We start from the raw sequence: 25,957 nt of genomic DNA on the forward strand, positions 1-25,957 counted from the left end.
ATAGGACCAGAATATATTATCAATCCAGCCGGACCTGCAAGAAACTCTGAATCCAAGCTCAGAACACACCCCCTTCAACGTAGCGAAGGCCAACACGCCCCATTATTTCAATTAGAATAACCATCATCACTTTGAATGACATTCAAGCGCGGCATAAAGAGAGTCACCGACCACCCCATGATATACGATGCGAGAAACGTTGGGGTTAGCAAGAAAAGATCTATACGTCTGAATATCTCAAAGCATGAGGCTGCATTCAAAATGAAGTAACAAGAACGTAAAGAGATGAAACCAATGCTAAGATGGACATAGCAATTGCAGTCCAATAAGCAAATGGATTTTCAGTCCTCTTGAATTCGCCAGGAATGAAAGTACTAGCACACCCAGTTCTCAAACCTTTTACAAGGCTGAATAGCGCAACTACCGCTATTGCAGAAAACAGAACCCTTTCCTCGAGCGGGCTAATTCTCATCGCATGCGGCCTCCAACTCGAGTATTCCGTCCGATGCTTGATCAAGCAAGCCAGAAACTCCACCCAGTGTAGATTCACTCACGCCTTTCGTAGCCCCCAGACCAGTGGCTAGTTTATTAATTTTCCCTATGACAAAACTAACAGCAGCCTCCTCTGCTGCCCCCTTAAATCCAGCGGCAGCATATCCTGTCAGTGCACTACCCACAGTAGATACCGTTCCGCCAAATTCAACCATGCTAGCGCCAGCCGCAGCTGCATCAATTTCTACCGGCGCAGCTTCCGGGGCGAAAATTCCGGCCACGCCAGATGCAGCGACCACTCCTATGCCACCCCAAGTGAGAGCCTTACCTTCGGAGGAAAGCTGCGCACCCACTGATGCTAGCAATGCACGCGCAGCGGAACACTTTGTTTGATCTGGACATAAACCCAACAGATCGGTGTACATCAGCGGATTGTTCCTTACGTAGGCATAACCATTAACACCCCCATTGAGTCCGGTCGGGTCATACTCGATATACCGCCCCAGGCTCGCGTTGTAATCCCGGAACCCGTTGTTCCACAACCCGCGCTCCGCATCGTAATACTGCCCCGGGAAGCCCAGGTTGAGCCCGCCGATGCTGTCCAGCGCCACTACCCGCTCGAACGGGTAGTTCGTCGCCTTCCACACCACCGACCCGCTCGCGTCCGTCACCACCTGCGGACGCCCCGTCTGGTCGTCGTGGATCGCGTCCACCGTCGTCCCCGCGATCCGCCCGATCAGCCGGCCGTTCAGCCACACGTAGTCCACCCACGCCCCGTTGGCGTCCTCCGCCAGCAGCGATCCGCCGGCATCCGGCGCGAAGTACGTCGTACCTGCGCTACTGATCTTGCGTAACCGCTGCCCCTCGGGGCCAACATAGTCCGTGGCGCCACCCGCGCTGCTCAGCCGGTTGAACGGGTCGTAGCCGTAGGTCGCGGCGTTGTTTTCCGTCGTGGTGTTGCCCTGAGCATCGTACCCGTAGCCCATCGTCACCGCGCCGCTGATCCCCGTCAGCCGGTTGTTTGTGGCGCCATAGGTGAACGTCGCGCTCGTCCCGTTGATCGTCTGGCTCGTCCGGTTCCCGTCCGCGTCGTAGCCGTAGCGCTCCGAATCCGACCCACCATATACCCCCGTCAGGCGCGACTGGTCGTCGTAGTCGAACGTCTCGCTCTGGCCGGTGTCGATGCCGTTGGCGATGGTCGTGATGCGGTTGGCCGTGTCGTAGCTGAAACCCAGGCTCTCGATGCCCGGCACGGCGATCTTTGTCAGTCGACCGTCGCTGTCGTAACTCAAGGTATTCGTCAGACCGTTGCTCGAGGTCCAGCCCGACATCATCCGGTCGCCCGGGCGGTACGTGATCGCACTCGCCCCGGATACAGGGGTACCGTTCACCGTCAGCGTGACGCCCGACACCACGCCATCAGTGTAGCTGTAGGCGGCTTCGTTGTCGTCCGGGTACAGCACCGCCGTCACGTGGCCTTCGGCATCGTAGCTGTAGCTCAGCGTATAGCTGGTGCTGCCGATGGTGAAGCCGCGTCCGCTTACCCAGCCTTCCGGCGTATAGCTGTACGCCGTCGTTCCCGTGCCGTCGCTTGCCGTACATAGCCGGCCGAGGCCGTTCGGGCAGCTGTCGTAAGCGAAGCCCTGCATCTGGCCGCCGGCACTGATGCTCGTTACCCGGCCCAGGCCATCGTAGCCGTAGGTGGTCACCGTGCCGCCTGCCCGGGTCATCGAGGTACGACGACCCTCGCTGTCGTAGGCGTAGCTGGTGGTGCCCGTGTCCGGGCTCACCTGTTGCCACAACTGGCCCAGTCCGTCGTAGGTGTAGGTGGTTACCAGGCCGCGCGGATCGGTCACGCGGGTCACGTGGTCACCTGCGTCGTAGGTGACCGTCGTCACCGTGGTCGATGCCATGGCTGGCAAGGCAGTACTCCCGCATGCGCACAGCATGGCTACTGCTTTTGCCAGACCCCGCATCCCGCGCATCACGCCGCACACTGCCCTGTTCATCGTCGCTTTCCCCAGACCGTTGCACGCCTCGCCCCCCTTTCGAGAGGCCTCCTGCCTGCTTGCCCGCTCCACGGTCAGCCGCATCATGGTGTATTCGCCTTGATTGCTGCCGGCAAGGCGTTGGGGCACTTGATGGCGAGAGGCTCCATGGAACCCGCTGTTTCTGCCGCGGAACTCTCGGGACAATTGGGGATGGACGTCAGCGGCCCGCCTCGTGTCCAGCCCGAGCACCCTGCGGCGTTGCAGGCATCCACGGCATAGTCATACTGGCCAGGTGGTATGGTGACGTCGGCGTGGCTTGTCGCCGAGCCGGTGTAGATCGTCGACGTTGCCCCCGTCGCGACGAAGGTCCTTTGCAGGTTGTAGCTGGTCGCCCCACTGACGGCTGCCCAGGAAATCGTCGTGCCGCCGGGGTAAAGCGCCTGGGCCGGCACCGAGATGCTGCTCGGTGCCGCCGGTACCAACACCACTGTATGGGTGGCGCTCCAGGGACTACATCCACCAGCATTGCATGCCTCCACGCGGTAGCCATAGCTTGTTCCGCGGCTCTTGCCGGTAAATGCCTTGCTGGTGGCGCTGCCGCTATAGGCTGTGCTCCAGCCACCGCCGTTGACCTGCTCCTGCAAGGTATAGCTGGTTGCTCCGCCCACACTGCCCCAGCTCACCGTATAACTGCCGGAGCTGTTGGTCGCTGGTACGCTCAGGCTCGGGGCACTGGCCGGCGGAATGGTGACGGTCACTCCGCCACTGCTGACGCGATAGATACTGCAACCGCTACTGTTGCAAGCCTCTACTTGGTAGATCCAAGTTCCCGTAGTTGTCTCGTGCTGGGTATAACTGGTGGCACTGCCCGAGTAGATGGTGCTCCAACCGGTGACACCCTGATCCGCATGCTGCAAGGTGTAACTGGTCGCCGTGCTGGACCCCGCCCAACTGACCGCCACCGAACCGCTGCTGGTGGCCGGTATGCTCAGGCTGGCGGGTTCAGGGGGAGGCAGCAATACCGTGGCGCTGGCCACGGCACTCCATGCCCCGCAGCCAGCTGCGTTACAGGCCTCCACTCGATAACCGTAGTTGCCATTGCCCTTGCCGGAAAACGCCTTGGACGTCGCGCTGCCCGTGTACACCGTGTTCCAACTGCCGCTGTTCACCTGCTCCTGCAGGGTATAGCTGGTTGCCCCACTCATGCTGCTCCATGCCACCGAATAGCTTCCGTTGGTGCTGCTTGACGGGACGCTGAGAGTTGGCACACCCAACGTGGCACCACCGGATTCGGTGATCTTCGTGACCCGGTTGAGGGCATCGTACTGATAGGCCTCGGTATGGCCCAGTACGTTGGTCACCGAGGTCACGTTGCCATTGAGATCGTAATGGTAGGTTTGCGCCTGGCCATTCGCGCCGTCCTTTTTGACCAGGCGGCCCAGCCCATCATAGGTCATGCTCTCGGACAGACCGGTGTCACTGCCACGCGCGACGACGTGACGGGTCACATCACCATTGGCGTCGTAGCCGAAAGTTTCGGTGGACGTGCCTTCCTTGTCCGTATGGGTGATGCTGGTCAAGCGCATGTCGGCATTGCGATTCCAGGCCGTCACGACACCGTCCGGCTCCGTCGACGTCGCCTCCAGGCCGAAGCCATCGTAGGTATACGACCAGGTGGCGGTGCCGCCATTGGGGTGCGTGGTCTTGGTGACTACGCGTCCGCGGGCGTCATAGGCGATGTCGGTTTCATCACCGTTCGGGCCAACGACTTTCCCGGGTTTATCCAGTCCGTTGTAGTTGCCGTACGTGGTTGTCTGGCCCAGGCCATTGGCCTTGGAACTGAGGCGTCCGAGGCTGTCGTAGGTGTAGACGGTCTTGTCGCCGCTCCCCGATGGAGGCACTACGGTGAGGGTATGCACCAGACCGTTGCCGTACAGCGCATAGGTGTAGGTCGTGGTGAGCGTCTGATTGGCTGTGCCGTGGCCGGAAAGATTGGTTACCGCTACCGAAGCCACGCGGTTGTGGCTGTCATAGGTGTAGGTGGTCTTGGCGTACCCCTCGACCGTTTCGCTCAGCAACCGGTCGGTACCGGCGGTCGGGTCCCAGGCATAGTCGGTGATGCGCTGTGCACCGGTACCCTCCGCTTCGATCTTCTGCTGCAACAAGCCATTGGCATCGTAGGCATACTTCGTGACGTTGCCGTTGTTGTCGGTGGACGACAGCATGTTGCCGTTGGCGTCGTAGGTGTTGCTGGCGGAGAACGCGTCGCACCCAGCGGTTGGTTCGCCCGAAATGGAGGTCAGCAGGTTGTTGCTGTTGTACTGGAAGACGTCCACGTGCCCCAGGGGATTGGTCAGTGTCGCCATCGGGCCCGTGCTGTTAGAGCCGTAGACGATCGATACCTTTTCGCTTCCGTCTGCCAGGCTGGTCATATTGGCGCGACCGGCACTGTCGTAGGCTGTCACGTCGTAGGCCGCGCCGTTGTAATCCACCTCCTTGAGCTGGCCATAGGTGACCGTTGCGGCGTCGTCAGGGAAATACTGGTAACCGATGGTCGTCGTGGGCGACCCCGGCAGCGTCACAGCATCGATGACACCGATCTGGCTCACCGGTTGGGCAAAGTCATTCCCGAATCCGGTGGTGGAATGGTAGACATAGACATTGCCGGCAGGGTCAGTGACATCGATCTCCTTGGCTGCGCCATAGGTGCTGGTGGCGTTGACTCGCTGCAGTTTGAACGACTGCCCGTTGGTGTGCGTGACCACCGCGGTGTCGGCATCCGGATGCGTGATCGTCCAACCGATGCCCGACTCGTCCTTGATCGATAGCAGATTCCCGTTGCTGTCGAAAGTCAATCGATGCGAATCCTCGTCGAGCACGGCATAGGTGCCGTCACCGTTGTTGCTCAATGTGGCCGTGCCGTCGCCGTTGAAAGGGCCGGGCATGGGAACGGTTTCGCCTTGGGTTCCGAAGAAATTCTGGGTCGAATCGAAGGAGAGCATGGAGCCATCCGGCCGGACGAAGGTGGCCGGACCGCAAGGCACGGGCATGCCGCCACCGGGCAGTTGATCGGGCGATGCCACCATGGCCTCATTGGTCGTAATGCTGGCGGTGCACTGCACATACAACCTGAAGTCGAGGTTGGTCGTCCAGATTCCCATGCTCGCCTGGCACGACGAACTGCCATCACAGCTGAAACGGGAGTTGTAGTACCGCACGAACGTCAAACCCATTTCGCCAGGCAGCGCGAAATCCGTGATCGTTGCTACCTTGGCCCCCGTATCGATCATGATCGGGTCGCTTTTCGCCTTGCCGGCACAAGGGTTCGGATCCTGGTTGCTCTTTGCCGTCGGTTTCTTGTTGGACGGAGTATGCAGAGAGCCACCGCCCCCCGGAGCGACAGCACCGATATAAGTGACGACGCGCCCAGAAGGGCCCCAGTTCACTCGGAAGGCGGCACCACCATCGCCTACGTCTACAAATCCATACACCTGTATTGATGGCAGGTCTTTTATAGCCTCGTCAGCCAGCAGCCCCGAAGAGAACACACAGCCCGCGCACAAGGCCATCGTGGCGAGGCCAAGCCGTGAACGTGCCATCGTTGTCGCAAGCGAGCGCCGGGATTCCTGAAAAGAAACGGTATTCCTGCCGGGCCGCAGTTTTGCGACCCATCTGTTGCGCACGTGCATCAGCCTTGCCCCTTTCAGCCTGGATCATGCCCATGCGTTGCACATGGGCACCTTTCGTCGAGGATCGTTCTTTTGATATCCCTCGGGCAATCGGTTTTTTGATGCCAATGATGAAGGCCAAGGACTACAAATGTCGCAATATATTTCTAGATCGAGAAAACTTGCATATTCGATAAAACTTGCATGAATTTCTTGAGGCCAGGCTCGGTCAGATAGAGAAGCGCTGATGGCGCCTGGAGCCTGTCCAAAATCTCGTCCGCGCCTTGTTGCATGCCAAGGCTTTCGAGATAGAAGTGACTCAAGCCATGATGCTTTCGGCTGGGCGCTCGAAAGATCGGAAGACATCGCGACTGAAGTCGCACCTGCGAGGGCGGCGTATTTGTCGCGAAAGATTTCGAATAATCTTCAGAAGCGCAGTAGCTTGCACCAAGCCCGCGATCGCCGATACCCGAAGGGACGCTCAGCCAGTGACGATGATGCACCGCCGACAAGCCGCCGCTCGTGCCGAACGTTGGAGTCGGTCAGTATCAATGACCGGCCGCAGACTTCGGCGCGAGGATCTCCCCGAGGTAATCCGGCGTGCCCGCCACGCGCACCAGGTGCGGGTATTTCAGCCCGCCGTCGTAGCGCACCGTGTACGTCCGGGCGAGGCCGTCCACCTGCACGCTGACCTGCAGCGGCTGCTTGTCCTGGTGCGCCTGCACGATTGCCTGGCGCAGGGTGTCCGCGCTGTATTTACGGCCATCGACCGCGAGCAGCTTCATCCCCGGCGCGAGCCCGGCCTTGAAGGCGGGGCCGTTCCACAGCACGTCGCCGATGCGGCCGTCGTGCCGGATGAACAGGCCCACCGAGAACATCTCGTCCACGCCCGACGCGCTGAATTCGCCGTTGCCCACGTGCTCGACCGCGTCCTGGTAGTGCGATGGCCGGTCGGTATAGACCAGCCGCCAGCCGCTGCGCTCGAGGCCGGACAGCAACGGCACCTCGTCGCCCACGCCGTTTAGCCAGCCGTGCAGGAAGGCGTTCCAGTCGTACGGCTGCACCGCGTTCAACGCGGCGACCACGTCGGCGGTCGTGTAGGTGCGGGTGACGTAGCTGCCGTCGTCCACGCCGAAGAAGCGCCGCGCGAAATCGTCGAGCGAGCGCCGGTCGTGGCTCAGCGCGCGGATCTGCGTGTCCACCGCCAGCCACAGCAGCTGGCCCTCGCGGTAGAAGTCGGTGGTGCGGCGCCAGTTCGACCAGGCCATCGGCCCGTCGTAGAGCAGCTGCGCGGCGGTGGTGGTATCCGACAGCGGACGCCACGCGCGGCCGGTGCGATGGGTGAGCGCGGCCACGCGGTAGGCCACCGCGTCGCGCCAGTCCTGCGCCGACCACAGCCCGCTGCGCGCCGTGAGCATGTCGCCCAGGTAGACCGTGAGGCCTTCGTACGCCCACAGCATCCCGGTGTGTTCGGGCTGCTCGAAGTCGGGCTGCCACAGCCTGGCCGGGCGCATGAATTTCCCGTTCCACGAGTGGGTGTACTCGTGCGGCAGCAGCGAGGCGTCGAGCATGAAATGCTCCGGGTCGGCGAACATCTTTGTACCGCCGCGCGCGCGGTCGTCGCTGGACTGGTGGTGCTCCAGGCCGCCGGTCGAGGTGTGGTCGCTCAGCGTCAGCAGGAAGTGGTAGCCGGTGTAGTGGTGCGAGCGGAACAGCGCCTGCGCCTGCACGACCAGGTTGCGGTAGCCGGCCACCTGCGCCGGCGAAATGCCGATCGTGGCCGCGTCGTCGCCGACCAGGTCGAGCGTGCGACGCACCGGCGAGCCCGCCGGGGTGACGTCGACCTGCCGGAAATAGCGGCCGGCGATCACCGGCGAATCGACCAGCGTGTTGAACGGCACCGGCTTGAAGCTGATGTGCCCGCCGTCGCGCCGGTCGGTGTCGAGCGCGGAGGCGTAGTTCCAGTCCGCCGGGATGACCACCGCGGGCCGGAACATCTGCGCCCTGGTCGGCAGCCCGGCCTTGTACAGGGCCACGTGGTCCCAGGTGAGGTCCATCAGGTTCGGCGTCACGCGGTCCGCTTCCGGGAATTCGAAGCGGATGTCGATCCGGTCGACGCCCGCGGGGATCGCCAGGTGGAAGGTGAACATGTCCACGGCGTCGCGCCGCCATGCGATCCGCTTGCCGCCGGCCGTGACCTGCAGTCCCATCATCGTGCCGATGGGACCGTCGGGCGAATGGTCGCCCGGGATGTACTTCGGGTAGTAGAGCGTCAGCTCGCCCGGTTCGACCGGCATCACCTCGTGCACGTACAGGATCTTCTGCGCCGGGTCGGGCAGCGCCACCGTCAGCTCGACGGGCGCGGCGGAGGCGTGCGCATCCGCTTTCGCCGCGACGTGCGCGGATGCGGCAAGGGCGGCGGCGCCCACCAGCAGTGACCATCGTTTCATGCGTTTCCCCGGAGTGCTCGACTGGATATGCATCACACGAATGGACCGCGTCGCTGAAAAGTTTTCAAGCGCCGGAAGACATGCATAACCCGCAGTTATGGCGGGCGCATGTTTTTTCATTGGCGGCTTTCGCCTGCCGCGGACTACGCTCGATCCGCATTGTGGGCATGGAGGGTGTCCGCTCGATGCGCGTCGCCGCCGGGCGCCAGGCAGCTTCGGGAGATGCCTGGCACGGCAGCGCCGCGTGCGCCACCGCCTTCCGGCCCGGCCGTTCCCCGCATTCAGTCTGCCGCCCCGGCGTCCCGCCGGGCTGGCGCACGGATCATCCATCTGCACGGGTTCATCCATTGGCCGGCAAGGGCACGACGACCGCTGTTGACCTGCAGGGATCCCCCGATCGCCGGGCTCATACCCGTCGCCCCCGGACCTTGCCGGGCGGGCGCCTCGACACACAAGACGACGGGACCGCCCGCGGCCCCGGAAACGCTGTATCCGACGTTCCACCAGAGTGGGGAGTGCACACCATATGAAGGGCCAATCTCCGCGCGCGTCGCGTTCCGGCAACATGCCGAGGCGCAAGGCGCTGCCCCTCGCCATCGGCTCGATCGCCCTGGGCTTCGCGGGCACGGTCTGGGCGCAGGCGACCAACGGCACCATCTACGGCACGGTTCCCGTGGCGGCCGGCGAAACCGTGCAGATCACCAACAGCGCCGGCTTCAACCGCAGCCTCGCGGTGGGCGCGTCCGGCAGGTACTCGATCACCCTGCCGGTCGGCACCTACACGGTGTCGCTGCTGCAGGACGGCAAGGTCGTGCAGAGCCGCAGCGGCGTCAGCCCGGCGGCGGCCGGCGCGGTGGCGGTGGACTTCACCGGCGCCGGCGCGAACGCGGTGAACCTCACCTCGGTCAGCGTCACCGCCAACGCGCTTCCGCCGATCGACGTGACCACCACCAACCAGGTCACCACGATCACCGCCAGGCAGATGCAGCAGCTGCCCATGGCGCGCACCGCCGAAGACATCGCCCTGCTGGCGCCGGGCGTCAACCTGGGCTCGCCCGAGCTGGGCACCGGCCCGCTCGGCACCCCGCTCAACGTGTTCGGCGGCGCCTCCACGGCGGAGAACGCGTACTACGTCGACGGCATGAACGTCACCGAGGCGCTCAACAACCAGGGTGGCGTCAGCCTGCCCTACGGCGCCATCGAACAGCAGCAGACCTTCATCAGCGGCTACGACGCCCGCTATGGCCGCTCCATTGGCGGCGTGATCAACCAGATCGGCAAGAGCGGCTCCAACGAGTGGCACTTCGGCGCCCGCGCGCTGTGGCAGCCGGCGAGCCTGCGCGCCGACCCGATCAATTACCGCTATGCCAACCCCCTCGTAACCGACGAGGGCAACCGCCCCGGCGACCTGGCCGTGTACCGCAAGGGCAACAGCTCCAGCGAGACGATCTACGACGCCTACGTCAGCGGCCCGCTGATCAAGGACAAGCTGTTCTTCTTCCTGAGCGCCGAGCAGGACGACAGCCACTACAGGACGACCTCGGAGTTCGGCGGCGGCGCGACTTCCGAATCGGTGACCGTCCACGACCCGAAGGTGTACGGCAAGCTGAACTGGAACATCAACGACAGCAACGTCCTGACGCTGACCGGGCTCAAGAATTCGCACAAGACGTCGGGCACCATCTACGACTTCGACTACGACACGCTGAAGCGCGGGGGCTTCGCGGGCCTCGACCAGCTGTACCGGACCGCCTTCACGATGTGGGTGGCGAACTACACCTCCTACCTCACCGACAACCTGACCCTGAACGCCACGCTCGGGAAGATGCACGGCAAGTACTATTCGAGCCAGCCGGGTTATCCCGGCTTCGATCCCGAACTGCCGCACATCTCCAGCGCGTCCATGCAGGATCCCGCGTTCGTGCCGCCGGGAGGCGTCCGCAACTCGCAGGTCAACTCGACCATCGCGGATCCGGACCACCGGGAGTCGATCACCAACTACCGCCTCAGCCTCGACTACAAGCTGGGCGACCACGATCTCCAGGCCGGCATCGACAACATCAATTCCTGGGACCTCAACGACGGCTCGCAGAACACCGGCCCTGGCTACGAATGGATCTACGGTGAAAGCGACCCGGACAAGCCGGTGTTCGGCGTCGACCCCAACGTTCCGCCCTACGTCGCCCCGTCGACCCAGTGCCACCCGGGCTCCGACGGCAAGAACCACTGCTACTACGTGCAGCAGCACGTCGACCTCAGCGTCGCCACCGTGCGCGTGACCCAGCGCGCCCAGTACCTGATGGACAACTGGCAGGTGACGCCCAACCTGCTGCTGAACCTCGGCATCCGCAACGACCAGTTCGTCAACTACGACGCGTCGGGCGTGCCGTACATCCGCGAGACGAAGCCGCAGTGGGCGCCGCGCCTGGGCTTCAGCTGGGACGTGCACGGCGATTCCAGCCTGAAGGTGTTCGGCAACGCCGGCCGCTACTACCTGGCGCTGCCGGACAACGTGGCGCTGTCCATCGCCGCGCCGGTGGTGAACGCCGGCGTGTACGGCACCTACACCGGGGTCGATCCGGCGACCGGCGCGCCGATCGGTTTCACGCCCCTGCCCCAGAATCCGTCGACGGGCGTGTCGGTCGACAGCGAATACGGCCAGGCGAAGGATCCGCGCGTGTCCGCCTCGCAGAACATCAAGGCCGAGTTCTCCGACAACTACGTGCTCGGCATGCAGCAGCAGTTCCAGATGCTGGGCACCACCTGGGTGTTCGGCGCCACCGGCACCTACCAGCGGATGAACCGCATCATCGACGACTACGACGCCATCCAGAACGAGTGCGCGGCGGGACGGGCGCAAGGCTACGCCTGGATGACGCCGCAGGACTGCGACCAGTACGCGCAGAGCCTGGTCCTGGTCAACCCGGGCGCGACCAACAGGCTGCTGATGAAGGCCCCCGACGGCTCGCTCGTGCCGGTGACCTTCACGCGCCAGGACCAGGGCTTCACCAAGGGTCCGGAGCGGCGCTACTACTCGGTGGACCTGTCGCTGGAACATGCCTGGGACGACAAGTGGTTCGCCAAGTTCGACTACGTGTTCTCCAAGACCTGGGGCAACGACGAAGGCCCGGTGAGCACGTATTCGCAGCAGGGCGGGTCGTACGAGTCGCTCACCACCGCGTGGGACTTCCCGGAGCGCATGGAATGGTCGAGCGGCGTGCTGCCCAACAGCCGCCGGCACCAGTTCAAGGTCTTTGGCGCCTACGCGCTCACCCCGGAATGGACGGTCGGCGCCAACCTGTACATCACCTCGGGCACGCCGAAGCTCTGCCGCGGCGGCTACGGCCCGGACGAGCTGGCCCTGCACGGCTCGCACACCTACTACTGGTGCGGCGGCAAGCCGGTGCCGCCGGGCTCGCTCGGCAATACGCCCTGGATCCGCAACGTCGACCTCAACCTGGACTACAAGCCGGCGTGGGCCCAGCACAGGCTCGACTTCAACCTCGCGGTGTTCAACGTGCTCAACGAACAGACCACGGTCTTCTACAACGACTTCTACGGCACCACCAGCAGCCCCAATCCCGACTACGGACGGATCCAGGACACCCGTGCCCCGCGCAGCGTCCGTTTCTCGGTGGCCTACGACTTCTGAGCGAGCGTGCGGACTCTCCCCTCGCCGGGCCCCCGCCCGGCGTTTTTTTGCGGCCCACCTGCGACTTGTGTAGCCTGCCGCATCGAGGCCGCATGACCGTGACGACATGACACTCCCGACCGAGTCCCCGCCCCTGCCGCCGGCGGCCGCGCGCCTGCTGGCGAAGGCGCGCGAGGAATGGCGGCAGCGGCAGTTCGACGCCGCCGAGCGCTCGATCGTGCAGGTGCTGGCGCTGGCGCCCGACGCCGCGGACGCCATCCGCATGCTCGGCGTCGCGGCCCAGCGCCGCGGCGACCACGCCCGGGCCATCGATTGCTTCCGCCGGGTGCTGCCGGCATGGCCCGCCGATGCCGACCTGCGCCTCGGCCTGGGCATCGCCCTGTACGAGCGCGGCGAAGTCGACGAGGCCATGGCGCAGTTGCACCGCGCCTGCGAGCTGGCGCCCGCGTCGGGCCCGGTCTGGTTCAACCTCGGCGAGGCGTTGTGGCGGCAGGCGCGGACCGCGGAAGCCGTCGCGGCACTGCAGCGCGCGCTCGAACTCGCCCCCGCGCACCTCCCGGCCCGGCTGTCGCTGGCCAAGGCGCAGGCCAGCCTGGGCCAGGTCGACGGTGCCGTCGCGGGCTTCCGCGAAGTGTTGCGCCTCGACCCCGGCAACGCCGAGGGCTGGTTCGGCCTGTCCAACCTCAACACCGTGCGCTTCGACGCCAAGGACGTGGCCAGCCTGCGGCAGGCGCTGGCGCACGACGGGCTGTCGCCGCGCCATCGCGAACTGCTCGACTTCACACTGGCCAAGGCGCTGGAAGACCAGGGCGACTACGTGCAGGCCTTCGAGACATTCCGGCGCGCCAATGCGTCGCGGCGCCAGCGGGTGCGCTGGGACGCCGCGGGGGAGCACCGGCGCGTCGAGGCGATCCAGCGCATCTTCGCCAGCGACATGCCGCCGCCGCTGGACCCGGAGCTTGGCCGCGAAGCCATCCTGATCGTCAGCATGCCGCGTTCCGGCTCCACCCTGGTCGAGCAGATCCTAGCCTCGCATCCGCAGGTCGAGGGCGCCAACGAGATCAAGGACATGTCGCTGGTGATCGACGCTGAAACGCGCCGCCGCCGCTCGGCGTTCCCGCTGTGGGCGCCGGACGCCACCGCGGAAGACTGGCAGCGCCTGGGTCGCGAATACCTGGCACGCACCGCGCATTGGCGTGCAACCAGGCCACGCTTCACCGACAAGAGCCTGGTGACCTGGTACCTGGTCGGCGCGGCGCTGGCGATGCTGCCGGCGGCGCGCGTGCTGGTGGTGCGGCGCGATCCGGTGGAAACCTGCCTGGCGTGCTTCCGCCAGTGCTTCACCGAGCAGAGCGGCTTCACCTGCGACCTCGACGAGATGGCCGACTACTGCATCGACTTCCTGCGCCTGACGCGCTTCTGGCTGGAACGGTATCCGGGCCACGTGCTCGACCTCGAATACGAGACGCTCGCCGCCGAACCGGAGCCGACCATCCGTCGCCTGCTGGACTTCTGCGGCCTGCCGTTCGACCCCGCCTGCCTCGAGTTCCACCAGACCTCGCGCGCGGTGCTGAGCGCGCCCAGCGCAGCCCAGGTGCGCCAGCCGATGCGCCGCGACACCGCACGCAGCGCGCGCTACGGCGACAAGCTGGACCGCCTGCGCCAGCGCCTGCGCGACGCCGGCGTGCCGGCGGGCTGAACCCGGCGCCTTCGCGGGAGCGCCCCCTGCCGCGAAGGCTTTGGTTCCGATCGGCGCCAGGCCATGCGCACGCTCCTGCCAGCGGGCCGGCTGAAGCGGCACGCCCACAACTACCGGTTATGCCACGTGACCGTCTTTTCATTGGAGCCGCCGCCGCGCATGTGGCTATGCTGCCCCGTCACGGCGCGGAGGTCGAACGAATGTCCCACAGCAGCACACCGCAAGCGCAGGCCGGCCCGAACCGCGCGGGGAACGCGCGCCACGCCCGACCGGGATGGCGGCGGCACGTCCTGGCCATCGCGATCGCCGCCGCTTGCCTGCCGCTGCATGCCCGCGAGACCGCGCCGACGACGCCCGCGATCGCCAGCGCGCCCGCCGCCACCCAGGCGGCACTGGCCAAGGCGAAGCCGGTCACCGCGAAGCACGGCATGGTGGTGAGTGCGCAGCACCTGGCCACCCTGGTCGGGCTGGACATCCTCAAGCAGGGCGGCAACGCCATCGACGCCGCGGTGGCGGTCGGCTACGCCGAGGCCGTCGTGCATCCCTGCTGCGGCAACATCGGCGGCGGCGGCTTCATGACCATCCACTTCAAGGACGGCCGCAACCTCTTCCTCAACTTCCGCGAGAAGGCGCCGCTGAAGGCCACGCCGACGATGTTCCAGGACGCCAGGGGCAACCTGGTCCCCGGGCTCAGCACCGACACCTACCTCGGCGTGGGCGTGCCCGGCACGGTGATGGGGCTGAACGAGGCGCTGAAGAAGTACGGCACGATGTCGCTCAAGCAGGTCATCGCGCCGGCGATCAAGCTGGCGAAGGAAGGCTACGTGCTGGAGCCCGGCGATGTGCATATCCTCGACGGCAGCGTGAAGGATTTCGCCAAGCATCCCAACGTGGCGGCGATCTTCCTCGACCACGGCAAGCCGTACGTGGCTGGCCAGCGGCTGGTACAGGCGCAGCTGGCACACACGCTGGAACAGATCGCCGAAGGTGGCACCGACGCGTTCTACAAGGGCCCGATCGCGCGCAAGCTGGTCGCGGCGAGCCAGGCCAACCACGGCATCCTCTCGATGCAGGACTTCGCCGACTACACCGTGCAATGGGAAAAGCCGGTGCAGTGCGACTACCGCGGCTACACCGTCGTCTCCGCGCCGCCGCCCAGCTCCGGCGGCGTCACCGTGTGCATGATCCTCAAGCTGGTCGAGCCGTACCCGCTCGGCCAATGGGGCTACGGCTCGGGCAAGAGCCTGCACTACCTGGTCGAGGCGGAACGCCGCGCCTTCGCCGACCGCAACACCTACCTCGGCGACCCGGCCTTCGTGCACAACCCGATCGACAAGCTGCTGTCGGCCGAGCACCTGGCCAAGGTGCGCGCCACCATCCGGCCCGACAAGGCCACGCCCTCGTCCGAGGTCCGGGGCAGCCTGGGCCAGCCCGAGGGCAACCACACCACGCACTATTCGGTGATCGACAAGGACGGCACCGCCGTGGCGGTGACCTACACCATCAACTACCTGTTCGGCATCCGCCAGATCGCCGGCGACACCGGCTTCTTCCTCAACGACGAGATGGACGACCTCACCGGCAAGCCCGGCGAGGCCAACGGTGCCGGGCTGGTGCAGGGCGTGATCAACCAGGTCGAGCCGGGCAAGCGCCCGCTCAGCTCGATGACGCCCACCATCGTGCTGCGCGACGGCAAGCCGTTCATGATCACCGGCAGCCCCGGCAGCGCTACCATCATCTCGACCACGATGGAGAGCATCGTCAACGTGGTCGACTACGGCATGAACCTGCAGCAGGCCATCGACGCGCCACGCATGCACCACCAGTGGTATCCCGACGTGGTCTACGTCGAACCAGGGCTGGTCACGTCACAGACCCGGAAGGCGCTGGAAGCGATGGGCTACACGTTCAAGACGCGCCATGCGATCGGCGCCGACGAGGCGATCATGGTCGATCCCAAGACCGGCCTGCTGGAAGGCGCCAACGACCCCAGGCGCCCGGCCGGGCTCGCCGCGGGCTACTGAACCGCCGGTTGCCTTGGTACCAGGGCATGCGGGGGCGGCCATCCCATCCCATCGCCCGCCTCCGCATGCCCTGCGTTACCTTCCACGGCTCTCCGCGTGTCGCACCTGGCCATCGCCGCGCACCACGAAGCGTTCCACGGTGAGCGCTTCGGCCCCCATCGGCCCGTAGGCGTGCAGTCGCGTGGTGGAGATGCCGATCTCCGCGCCCAGCCCCAGTTCGCCACCATCGCTGAAGCGCGAGGAGGCGTTGACCATCACCACCGCCGAGCGGATCGCCTGCACGAAGCGCCGTGCCGCGGCCTCGTCGCGGGTGGCGATCACCTCGGTGTGGTCGGAGCCGTAGCGGCGGATATGCGCGATGGCCTCGTCCAGGCCGTCCACCACGCGCACGGCGAGGATCAGGTCGAGGAACTCGGCGGCGTAGTCGTCGTCGCTGGCGGGCTGCATGTCCGGCACCCGCGCACGGCTGGCTTCGTCGCCGCGCAGTTCGACACCGCGTTGGCGCAAGGCCTGCGCCGCCTGCGACAGGAACGCATCGGCGACGTCGCGATGGACCAGCAGCGTCTCCAGCGCGTTGCACACGCCGGGGCGCGAGGTCTTGCCGTCGACCAGCAGGTCCAGCGCCAGCCGCGGGTCGGCGGCGCGGTCCACGTACAGGTGGCACACGCCCTTGTAGTGCTTGATCACCGGCACGCGGGCGTGCTCGGCGACGAAGCGGATCAGCCCCTCGCCGCCGCGCGGGATGGCGAGGTCCACGATGTCGGCCAGCTGCAGCAGCTCGACCATGGTCTCGCGGCGCAGGTCCCCGACCAGGGTGACGGCCGCTTCCGGCAGGCCGTGCGCACGCAGCGCCTCGTGCAGGGCCGCGGCGATCGCGGTGTTGGAGTGGATCGCCTCGGAGCCGCCGCGCAGGATCACCGCGTTGCCGGCCTTGAGGCACAGCGCGGCGGCGTCGGCGGTGACATTGGGACGCGCCTCGTAGATCATCGCCACTACGCCGAGCGGGATGCGCACGCGCTCGACCACCAGGCCATTGGGACGTGTCTCGCGCCGCGTCACCAGGCCGACCGGATCAGGCAGCGCGGCCACCTCGCGCAGGGCGTTGGCGATACCCGCCACGCGCGCCTCGTCCAGTCGCAGGCGGTCCAGCATGGCCCCCTGCACGCCCTTCGCCGCGGCCTGTTCCATATCGCGCGCGTTCGCCGCAAGCACGTCGGCGCAGCGCGCTTCCAGCGCGGCCGCCATGTCGCGCAGCAAGGCGCCCTTGTCGGCACTGTCCAGCGCGGCAATCATCGGCACCGCATCGCGGCAGGCCAGCGCCTGGGTTCGGATGTCGCTCATGCCTCGATGCCTCCCGTGGTTCCGGCGCCGGCCAGCGTGACCAGGTCGTCGCGATGGACCACCTCGCTGCCGTAGCTGTAGCCCAGCACGGCCCCAATGTCGCGGCTGTGCCGGCCGGCCAGGCGGCGCACCTCGCCGGCGGCGTACTGGCTGAGGCCGCGCGCCACCGCCTTGCCGTCGGCGTCCACGATCTCCACCAGGTCGCCCCGGTGGAACTCGCCCAGCGCGTCGGCGACGCCGCCCGGCAGCAGCGAGGCACGGCCGCCGGCCAGCGCGCGCGCCGCGCCCGCGTCCACGCGGATGCGCCCCGCCGCAGCCGGCGCATGGCGCAACCAGTACTTGCGCGCCTGCATGCGGCTGGCGGAAGCGTCGACCAGGGTGCCGTGCAGGCGGCCTTCCGCCAGCGCGCGCACGACGGCCTCGTCGCGGCCGCCGAACAGTGCGGTGGGAATGCCCGCCGCCGCGGCCTTGCCCGCGGCTTCCAGCTTGGTACGCATGCCGCCGGTGCCGACCGCGCTGCCGCTGCCGCCGGCCATCGCCAGTACGTCGGGCGTGAGCGCCGGTACGCGGGTGACCGGCGCGGCCCGCGGGTTGCGGCGCGGATCGGCGTCGTACAGCGCGTCCACGTCCGAGGCGATCAGCAGCAGGTCGGCATCGACCAGCGCGGCGACGATGGCGGCGAGGTTGTCGTTGTCGCCGAGTTTCAGCTCATCCACCGCGACGGTGTCGTTCTCGTTCACCACCGGCAGCACGTCCAGCGCCAGCAGCCCGCGCAGCGTGGCGCGCGCGTTGAGGTAGCGGCGGCGGTTGCGCAGGTCGTCGTGGGTAAGCAGCACCTGCGCCACCGGCCGCGCGGACAGCGACTGCCACAGCGCGATCATCGGCGCCTGGCCCAGCGCCGCCAGCGCCTGCCGCGCGGCAAGGTCGCCCGCCGCCGGCGCGTGCTCGCGCAGCAGCGCGCGTCCCGCCGCCACCGCGCCGGACGATACCAGCACCACCTGCCGCCCCGCGGCGTGGCTGGCCGCCACGAAGCCGGCCAGCGCCGCGGCGTAGCGATCGGTAAGCCCGCCGCCGTCGGCCGCCAGCAGGTTGCTGCCGACCTTGAGCACGGCGCGGCGCCAGCGCGGCAACGCCTGCCCGGGCAATGCGGCGTTCATGGAGCCACATCCAGCGGCGCGGCGACGCGGTCGCCGTGGCTCTTCGGCGATGACACCACCAGGAAGCGCGCGTCGGCGCCGCTGTCGTTGCGCATCTGGTGCGCCGCGCCGGGCGGCACGTGCAGGCCCTCGCCGCGGCGCAGGCGATGCGGCGTGCCTTCCAGCTCCAGCACGGCCTCGCCTTCCAGCACGTAGAAGAACTGCCGCGCGCGCACGTGGTAGTGGCGTTGCTCCGCCGTGCCGGGCGGCATGCGTTCCTCGATCACGCTGAGGTCATCGCCGGCCAGCAGGTGCCAGCCGTCGCAATCCTGCCCCCAGCGGTAGTGCCCGGCGTTCCCCGTACCGACCGCGCCCATGGAGTTCTCCGTTTAGACGTCCAGACGTCCAAGCCTAGCACGCAATTCGCCCAGGCGAAGATCGTCGCCCGCGCCGGGCGACACGCGCTGCGCCAGGCTGCCCTCGGGCGTGCGCCCCGCGCCCGCCGAGGCGGCCGCCTCGGCGGCGGCGCGGTAGGCGTCGCGGAACGGCACGCCGGCGGCGGCCTGCTCGATCGCCACGTCGGTGGCGTACATCGCCGGCTCGACCGCGGCGCGCATCGCCGCCTCGTTCCATTGCAGCCGCGCCAGCAGGTCCGGCACCAGTTCCAGCGCCATCAAGCCGTGGCGCACGCCGTGGAAGATCGAGCCCTTGGAGAACTGCAGGTCGCGCTGGTAGCCCGAGGGCAACGACAGCAACTGCTCGATCTCGGTGCGCGCGGCCGCCACGCTGGCATAGCTGGCGCGCAGCAGTTCCACCACGTCCGGGTTGCGCTTGTTCGGCATGATCGAGCTGCCGGTGGTGTACTCCGGCGGCAGCGACACGAAGCCGAACTCGGCGGTGGTGAACAGCGACAGGTCCCAGGCCAGCCGGCGCAGGTCCAGCATCGCCGCGCCGATCGCCTCCAGCACCGCCATCTCGTACTTGCCGCGCGAGAGCTGGGCGTAGATGGGCGAGACCTGCATGCGCGCGAAGCCGAGCGTGGCGGTGGTGTGCGCCCGGTCCAGCGGCAGGTTCACGCCGTAGCCGGCGGCGGTGCCGAGCGGGTTGGCGTCGATCAGCTCGCGCGTGCCGCGGGCGCGGAGGACGTTGTCGATGAAGCCTTCGGCGAAGCCCGCGAACCACATGCCGGTGGACGACACCACGGCGCGCTGCAGGTGGGTGTAGCCCGGCAGCGGAATCGCCGGCTGCGCGGCGCGCTGCAGGCAGACCTCGGCGATGGCGCGGCAATGCGTTTCCAGCGCTTCGAGCTTTTCCTTCAGCCACAGCCGCGTGGCGACCAGGATCTGGTCGTTGCGGCTGCGCCCGGTGTGCACGCGGCGGCCGGCGTCGCCCAGGCGCTCCGTAAGGCGCGCCTCGATGGCGGAGTGGCCGTCCTCGTAGCGCTCGTCCAGCACGAAGGCGCCGCTCCTGAAATCCTCCGCCAGCACGTCCAGCTCGCGCTTCAGCGCGGCGGCCTCGTCCGCGCCGACCACGCCGATGTTCGCGAGGCCTTCCACGTGCGCCTTGCTGGCGGCGATGTCGTGCAGGAAGAACTCGCGGTCGAGGATGACGTCGTCGCCGGCCAGGAAGCGCATGATGCGCTCGTTGGTCGCGACGCCCGCCTTCTGCCACAGAAGATCGCTCATGGTGTTTGCCTGCCTGTCCGGTTCGTGTCGAAAGCTTGTCCAGCGATCAGCGCCTGCAGCGCAGCATCGATGGTGAGTTCGCGGCGCTCGCCGCTGGCGCGGTGCTTCAGTTCGACGGTGCCGGCGTCCAGCCCGCGCGGTCCCACGATCAACTGCCAGGGCAGCCCGATCAGGTCCATCCGCGCGAACTTGGCGCCGGGGCGTTCGTCGGTGTCGTCATGCAGCGCCTCGATGCCGGCCTGCGCCAGGCGCGCCTCCAGCATCGCGCAGGTGGCGTCGGTACGCGCGTCGCCGGCCTTGAGGTTGACCAGCCCCACCCGGTACGGCGCCACCGCCTCGGGCCAGGCAATGCCCTGGTCGTCGTGGCAGGCCTCGATGATCGCGCCCAGCAGGCGCGACACGCCCACGCCGTAGCAACCGCCATGGACCGGCCGCTCGACGCCGTCCGGGCCGGTCACCGTGGCCTTCATCGGCAGCGAGTACTTGGTGCCGTAGTAGAAGATCTGGCCCACCTCGATGCCGCGCGCCAGCACGCGCCGTTCGGCCGACACCTCGCGCTCGAAGCGCGCGGCGTCGTGCACGTCCTCGGTCGCCGCGTAGGGTGCCGTCCACTGCGCGATCAGTGGCGACAGGTCGCCCGCGTAGTCCACGTCCTCGCCCGGCACCGGCAGTTGCAGCAGCGCGTCGTCGCAGAACACCGCCGACTCGCCGGTCTGCGCCAGCACGATGAATTCGTGCGACAGGTCGCCGCCGATCGGACCGGTCTCGGCGCGCATCGGGATCGCGCGCAGGCCCATCCGCGCGAACATGCGCAGGTAGGCGACGAACATGCGCTGGTAGGAACGCCGCGCGGACGCCTCGTCGAGGTCGAACGAGTAGGCGTCCTTCATCAGGAACTCGCGGCCGCGCATCACGCCGAAGCGCGGCCGTTGCTCGTCGCGGAATTTCCACTGCACCTGGTACAGGGTCAGCGGCAGGCTGCGGTACGAGTGCACGTAGCCGCGGAAGATCTCCGTGACCATCTCCTCGTTGGTCGGCCCGTACAGCAGCTCGCGCTCGTGGCGGTCGCGGATGCGCAGCATCTCCGGGCCGTAGGCGTCGTAGCGGCCACTCTCGCGCCACAGCTCGGCCAGCTGCAGCGTGGGCATCAGCAGCTCGACCGCGCCGGCGCGGTCCATCTCCTCGCGCACGATGCGCTCGATGTTGCGCAGCACGCGCAGGCCCAGCGGCAGCCAGGCGTAGATGCCGGCGGCCTCCTGGCGGATCAGGCCAGCGCGCAGCATCAGCCGGTGCGAGGCGATCTGCGCCTCGGCGGGGTTTTCCTTGAGGGTGGGCAGGAGGTAGTGCGACAGGCGCATGGCGGAACTCCGGGCAAGGACGGGAACGACGGCGGAAGCGGCGCAGGGCCGCCTCACGGTCGTGCGTCGTCGCCCTGCGGGATGCCGGCCAGCTCGGGTTGGCCGAGCGCGCGGTTGACGTTCTGCATCGCCTGGGTGGCGGCGCCCTTGAGCAGGTTGTCCAGCGTGGCCACCACCACCACGCGCTTGCCGTCGGCCGACAGCGCGAAGCCGCCGATCTCGGCGTGGTGCTTGTGCGCGATGCGGCTCACCCACGGCGCCTCGTCCAGCACCTGCACCAGCGGCTCGGCGTCGTAGGCGTGGTGGAAGCGCGCCAGCACGTCCTCGCGCTTCACCGGCCGCGCCAGGTACAGGTTGGTGGTGACGGTGAGGCCGCGGAAGTGCGGCGCCACGTGCGGCATGAACTCCACCGGCAGGCCGAGCTGGAAGCTGGCCTCCTTCTCGTGCGTGTGGCCGGTGAGCGAATACGGCATCAGGTTGTCGCGCAGCTTTTCCGGGTCGTTCTTGTCCGAGGGCGTGGTGCCCGCGCCGGAATAGCCGGAGACGCCGAAGCACACCGGCGGCGCGGCCAGCAGGTCCTTCAGCGGCGCGATGGAAAGTTCTATCGCGGTGGCGTAGCAGCCGGGGTTGCTGATGCGCCGGCTTTGATAGGTACCGTCGCCGCGCCATTTGCCACGGGTGAGTTCCGGCAGGCCGTAGTACCAGGCCTTGTCGAAGCGGTAGTCGGCGGAGAGGTCGACGACGAGCGTGTCTGGCGCGGCTGCGTCGATGGCCTCCACGTAGGGCGCGGCCTTGCCGTTGGGCAGCGCCAGGATCACCACGTCGGCGCGCTTGCCCGCCACCGCGGCGGGGTCGAGGCTCTCGTAGCGCAGCTCGCCCGTGTAGGCGTCGCTGTGCGCGCTGACGCGCTGGCCGTCCAGCTCGCGCGAGGAGACGAAGGCCAGTTCCAGCGCCGGATGGGCCGCGATCAGGCGGATCAGCTCCGTGCCGGTATGGCCGCGAGCGCCGACGATGCCGATGGTTTTCGTGTTCATGCCGGTGCATTCCCGTGCTGCTGCAGCTTGGTCTGCAGGTTGTGTTTCACCTCGGGCCACTCGCCGTCGATGATCGAATACATCACCGTGTCGCGCGGGCTGCCGTCGGCGTGGCGCTTGTGGTGGCGGAGGATGCCGTCCTGCTTCGCGCCCAGCCGCTCGATGGCGGCGCGCGAGCGCGCGTTGAGCGTGCTGGTCTCCAGGTTCACGCAGATGCAGCCCAGCGTCTCGAAGGCGTGGCCGAGCAGCAGCAGCTTCGCCTCGGTGTTGGCGCCGGTGCGCTGCACGCGCGGCGCGTACCAGGTGTAGCCGATGCTGATCCGCGGCACCGACGGCTCCAGGCCGTAGAAACGCGTGGTGCCCACCACGTCGCCGTGCGCGTCCAGCACGGCGAACGGCAGCACCTTGCCTTCGTCGCGCGCCTGTAGCGCGGCAGCCAGGTAGGAGGGCATGCTCTCCACCGACGGCGTGTTGGTGAACCACAAGCCGTCCAGGCCGGCGTGGTCGCGGGCCTTGCGCAGCCCGTCGAGGTGCGCCGCCTCCAGCGGCACCAGGGAAACGTGGCGTCCCGCCAGCACGGGCGTCTCGCGCCAGGCGGGCGGCAGGTCGATATCGGTCATCATGGGTCCACCAGGGTGGGTTGGCGCTGGGCGCAGTGCGCCACGCAGCGGGCGATGGTGTCGAAGTTGCCGTCCAGGCCGTACCAGAACACCTTCCACTTCTCCTGCTTCAGGCAGCCCTCGGATTCGGCGTAGTAGAAGATGTTGACCTGGTTGTTGTGGCGCGAGCGCCAGAACAGCCGCGGGTTCTCCTCGCGCATCACCTGCCACACCGCGCGGCCCAGGCCTTCGCCCTGGGCGTCATCGAGCACGGCGAACTTGTCGAGGTACGGCAGTCCCTGCTCGTCATCGACATGTTCCTCGGTGAGGATCATCGCGGCGCGGTAGTTCTCGCTCACGTAGACGCGGTACGGCCGGGTGCGCTCGAAGTAGTCGGGCACCAGGGCGCGGCCGAAGCTGGATTCGACCAGCGTGCGCATGCGCGCGAGGTCCACGCCCTGCCACGACTCGAAGCGCAGCACCTTCTCGCCACGCCGCACCAGGGTGCCGGAGCCCTTGTGGGTGAACAGCTCCTTGGCCAGTTCGGCCGGGCGCGTGATCGACACCGACGAGGTGAGCGGCAGGCTGTTCAGCAGGTCGGCGATCTGCTCGATCTTCAACCGCATGCCGCCGTTGATCCACGGCTGCGCCATCAGGTGCTCGTACTCGGTGCTGAGGTTGATCGAGTCGATCACCCTGCCCTCGCCGTCGAGCAGGCCGCCGGTGCCGGTGAGGAACACGATCTTGTACGGCTGCAGCACGCGCACCAGCTCGTTGGCGGCGACGTCGGCGTTGATGTTGAGGATCTGCCCCTCGTCGGTCTCGCCCAGGCTGGCGATCACCGGGATCGAGTTGGCGCGCAGGCCGGCCTCGATCGGCGCGAGGTTGATGCTCTCCACCTTGCCGACCATGCCCAGCGCGTCGCGGTCGAGGTAGCCGGCCATGAACACGCCGGAGGCCACCGAGGTGGCGCGCGTGTCCATCGCCTGCAGCGCCTCGACCAGCTTCAGGTTCTGCTGCTGGAACACGCGGCGCACGATGCCCAGCGCCTTCGGCGAGGTGACGCGCAGGCCGTTCACCGTCTGCTTCCCGATGCCGGCGGCGGACAGCTCCTCGTCGAGCTGCGGGCCAGCGCCGTGCAGCACGATGGGCGTGAGACCCACCTGCTGCAGGAAGGTGAGCGAGGAGGCGAGGTCCTGCAGCTCGTCGCGCAGCACCGCGCCGCCCACCTTCACCACAGCGAAGCGCTTTGCGTCCAGTTCGGAGAAGCGCTTGAGGTACTGCTGGATTTCCTTCGCGCTGCCCATCGCCGAGAGCAGGCGCACGATGGTCTTGCGGGTGTGGGTATGGGCTTGCACGGTCATGTTTTCCTGTGCGGTTTTTCCTTTGCGTTCGTCCTTGAACGCGAGAGTCAAAAAGCGGCCATCCATGGCCGCACTTTTCAAGTTGGCACTCATCCTTTAACGCAAGAATCGGAAAGCGGCCTTCCATGGCCGCACTTCTCAATAAGACGAAAGACCACCTCGGCGTAGTGCTGGAGCTGGTCGAGCGCCACCCACTCGTCGGCGGTATGTGCCTGCGCGATGTCGCCGGGGCCGTAGACGAAGGCGATGTAGCCGGCGGCGGAGAACAGCGAGGCTTCGGTCCAGAAATCCACCGCGTTGCCCACGGGGATGTCCAGTTCGTCGGCGAGGTCGCGCGCGGCCAGCCGGCGCGCCTCGGCCGTGGCGGTGTCGCCCGCCGGCAGCGAGGGGCCGCGGAAGGTCTCCTCGAAATGCACGGGTGCAGGTTCGGCGAGCGTGCGGAAGCGCTCCAGCAGGCCGTCGGGATGCATCGTGGGCAACGGCCGCATGCCGAAGCGCAGCTCGGCGCTGGGCGCGATCATGTTCGCCTTGATGCCACCCTCGATGCGGCCGATGTTGAAGCGCAGGCCGGTGAGCCCGCCGAAGCGCTCGTGCGCCTGCGCCGCCACGAAATCCAGCGCCGCGTCGCCCCAGCGCACCGCCTGATGCAGCGCGCTGTCGCCGGGCTTCTGCTCGCCCGAGGCGTGGCCGGCGTGGCCGGCGAAGCGCATCAATACCGACTGGATGCCGCGATGGGCCAGCACCGCCTCGCCCCTGGTCGGCTCGGCCACGATCACCGCTTCATATCTCCCCTCTCCCTTCGGGAGAGGGGTTGGGGGTGAGGGTTCGGCCGAAGCGGAAGACACGGCTCCGCCCGCACCCTCACCCCGACCCTCTCCCGGAGGGAGAGGGGGAAAGGCGTGGAGGAACCCGGCGATGCAGCGCGCATCGTTGGCTTCCTCGTCGGTGGTGAACAGCAGCGCCATGTCGCCGTCGCTGGCGTTCGCCACCGCCAGCAGCGCCGCGGCCGCACCCTTGATGTCGCAGGCACCGAGGCCGATCACACGGTCTTCCGTCACGCGGAGCGTATGCGGGTCGGCGCTCCACGCCGGCGAGTCCGGCACGGTGTCCAGGTGCACGTTGAACAGCAGCTTCGGCCGGCCGCGCACCGCGTGCAGGCTTACCGCGCCGGCGCCGTGGTCGGTCACCGTGACGTCGAAGCCGGGCAAGTGCGCACGGATGTAGTCGAAGATGCCGCCAGTGCCGATCGCGCGCGGCGGGTTGCGCGTGTCGAAACCGACCAGCGCCTTCAGGTGCTCCAGCGTGGCATCGAGCAATGCACTCATCGCGCGACTCCGGGATGCGAAGCCCCTCGCCCTGCGGGAGAGGACTCGGCCTGTCCTGCGCCGGTCGAAGGAGGGCGAGGGTTCGGGCGGAGCGAAGCGCGGCGGCATGACCGGACCCTCGCCCCCGGCCCCTCGCCCG

Annotated in this window: 16 protein-coding genes; 3 read left to right on the forward strand and 13 right to left on the reverse strand. The window is 67.3% G+C overall.

All coding sequences use genetic code 11. The features are described from left to right. Positions 1-461: 461 nt before the first annotated feature. The 4 genes from QMK61_RS03940 to QMK61_RS03955 all read right to left on the reverse strand — a co-directional run bounded on the left by QMK61_RS03940 (position 462) and on the right by QMK61_RS03955 (position 8,601). Complete coding sequence (locus QMK61_RS03940) at positions 462-2,501, reverse strand: RHS repeat-associated core domain-containing protein (protein WP_302070565.1); 2,040 nt, start codon at positions 2,499-2,501, stop codon at positions 462-464. A gap of 83 nt (positions 2,502-2,584) precedes the next feature. After that, positions 2,585-6,172: a DUF6531 domain-containing protein gene (locus QMK61_RS03945; protein WP_302070566.1), complete on the reverse strand. Its 3,588-nt coding sequence runs from the start codon at positions 6,170-6,172 to the stop codon at positions 2,585-2,587. Positions 6,173-6,318: 146 nt separating this feature from the next. Next, the gene (locus tag QMK61_RS03950; RefSeq protein ID WP_302070567.1) at positions 6,319-6,663 is read right to left on the reverse strand and encodes a hypothetical protein; all 345 of its coding nucleotides are present in this window, start codon (positions 6,661-6,663) and stop codon (positions 6,319-6,321) included. 36 nt (positions 6,664-6,699) lie between these two features. Beyond that, positions 6,700-8,601 (reverse strand): M61 family peptidase, encoded by a 1,902-nt coding sequence (locus tag QMK61_RS03955; RefSeq protein WP_302070568.1) that lies wholly within the window; start codon positions 8,599-8,601, stop codon positions 6,700-6,702. A 565-nt stretch (positions 8,602-9,166) separates the two neighbouring features. Here QMK61_RS03955 and QMK61_RS03960 point away from each other — a divergent pair. The 3 genes from QMK61_RS03960 to ggt all read left to right on the forward strand — a co-directional run bounded on the left by QMK61_RS03960 (position 9,167) and on the right by ggt (position 15,976). Next, complete coding sequence (locus QMK61_RS03960) at positions 9,167-12,253, forward strand: TonB-dependent receptor (protein ID WP_302070569.1); 3,087 nt, start codon at positions 9,167-9,169, stop codon at positions 12,251-12,253. A 106-nt stretch (positions 12,254-12,359) separates the two neighbouring features. Continuing rightward, on the forward strand, positions 12,360-13,952 hold the full coding sequence (locus tag QMK61_RS03965; protein ID WP_302070571.1) for a sulfotransferase: 1,593 nt from the start codon (positions 12,360-12,362) through the stop codon (positions 13,950-13,952). A 200-nt stretch (positions 13,953-14,152) separates the two neighbouring features. Beyond that, complete coding sequence (ggt, locus tag QMK61_RS03970; RefSeq protein WP_302070572.1) at positions 14,153-15,976, forward strand: gamma-glutamyltransferase; 1,824 nt, start codon at positions 14,153-14,155, stop codon at positions 15,974-15,976. 75 nt (positions 15,977-16,051) lie between these two features. Here the strand turns inward: ggt and QMK61_RS03975 are convergent, their stop codons facing one another. The 9 genes from QMK61_RS03975 to QMK61_RS04015 all read right to left on the reverse strand — a co-directional run bounded on the left by QMK61_RS03975 (position 16,052) and on the right by QMK61_RS04015 (position 25,926). Continuing rightward, positions 16,052-17,317 (reverse strand): glutamate-5-semialdehyde dehydrogenase, encoded by a 1,266-nt coding sequence (locus QMK61_RS03975; protein ID WP_302070573.1) that lies wholly within the window; start codon positions 17,315-17,317, stop codon positions 16,052-16,054. Continuing rightward, positions 17,314-18,474 (reverse strand): glutamate 5-kinase, encoded by a 1,161-nt coding sequence (gene proB / locus QMK61_RS03980; RefSeq protein WP_302070574.1) that lies wholly within the window; start codon positions 18,472-18,474, stop codon positions 17,314-17,316. Before proB ends, QMK61_RS03975 begins: the two co-directional genes overlap by 4 nt. Further along, on the reverse strand, positions 18,471-18,830 hold the full coding sequence (locus tag QMK61_RS03985; protein ID WP_302070575.1) for a cupin domain-containing protein: 360 nt from the start codon (positions 18,828-18,830) through the stop codon (positions 18,471-18,473). Before QMK61_RS03985 ends, proB begins: the two co-directional genes overlap by 4 nt. A gap of 12 nt (positions 18,831-18,842) precedes the next feature. Continuing rightward, a complete protein-coding gene (gene argH / locus QMK61_RS03990) occupies positions 18,843-20,138 on the reverse strand; it encodes an argininosuccinate lyase (RefSeq protein ID WP_302070576.1) in 1,296 nt (431 codons plus the stop codon). Further along, positions 20,135-21,496: a proline--tRNA ligase gene (gene proS, locus QMK61_RS03995; protein ID WP_302070577.1), complete on the reverse strand. Its 1,362-nt coding sequence runs from the start codon at positions 21,494-21,496 to the stop codon at positions 20,135-20,137. The genes argH and proS overlap by 4 nt, the downstream gene beginning before the upstream one ends. A 53-nt stretch (positions 21,497-21,549) precedes the next feature. Next, positions 21,550-22,530, reverse strand: coding sequence for an N-acetyl-gamma-glutamyl-phosphate reductase (gene argC, locus QMK61_RS04000; protein ID WP_302070578.1), 981 nt, complete (start codon positions 22,528-22,530; stop codon positions 21,550-21,552). Continuing rightward, positions 22,527-23,150 (reverse strand): GNAT family protein, encoded by a 624-nt coding sequence (locus QMK61_RS04005; protein ID WP_302070750.1) that lies wholly within the window; start codon positions 23,148-23,150, stop codon positions 22,527-22,529. The genes argC and QMK61_RS04005 overlap by 4 nt, the downstream gene beginning before the upstream one ends. Continuing rightward, positions 23,150-24,493 carry an acetylglutamate kinase gene (locus tag QMK61_RS04010; protein ID WP_302070579.1) on the reverse strand — a complete coding sequence of 448 codons (1,344 nt, stop codon included), beginning with the start codon at positions 24,491-24,493 and terminating at the stop codon, positions 23,150-23,152. The genes QMK61_RS04005 and QMK61_RS04010 overlap by 1 nt, the downstream gene beginning before the upstream one ends. A gap of 89 nt (positions 24,494-24,582) precedes the next feature. Then, a complete protein-coding gene (locus QMK61_RS04015; protein ID WP_345783611.1) occupies positions 24,583-25,926 on the reverse strand; it encodes an acetylornithine deacetylase in 1,344 nt (447 codons plus the stop codon). Between the last annotated feature and the right edge of the window lie 31 nt (positions 25,927-25,957).

It is taken from the genome of Fulvimonas sp. R45 (genome assembly GCF_030504985.1).
In the GTDB taxonomy this organism is placed as follows: domain Bacteria; phylum Pseudomonadota; class Gammaproteobacteria; order Xanthomonadales; family Rhodanobacteraceae; genus Rhodanobacter_A.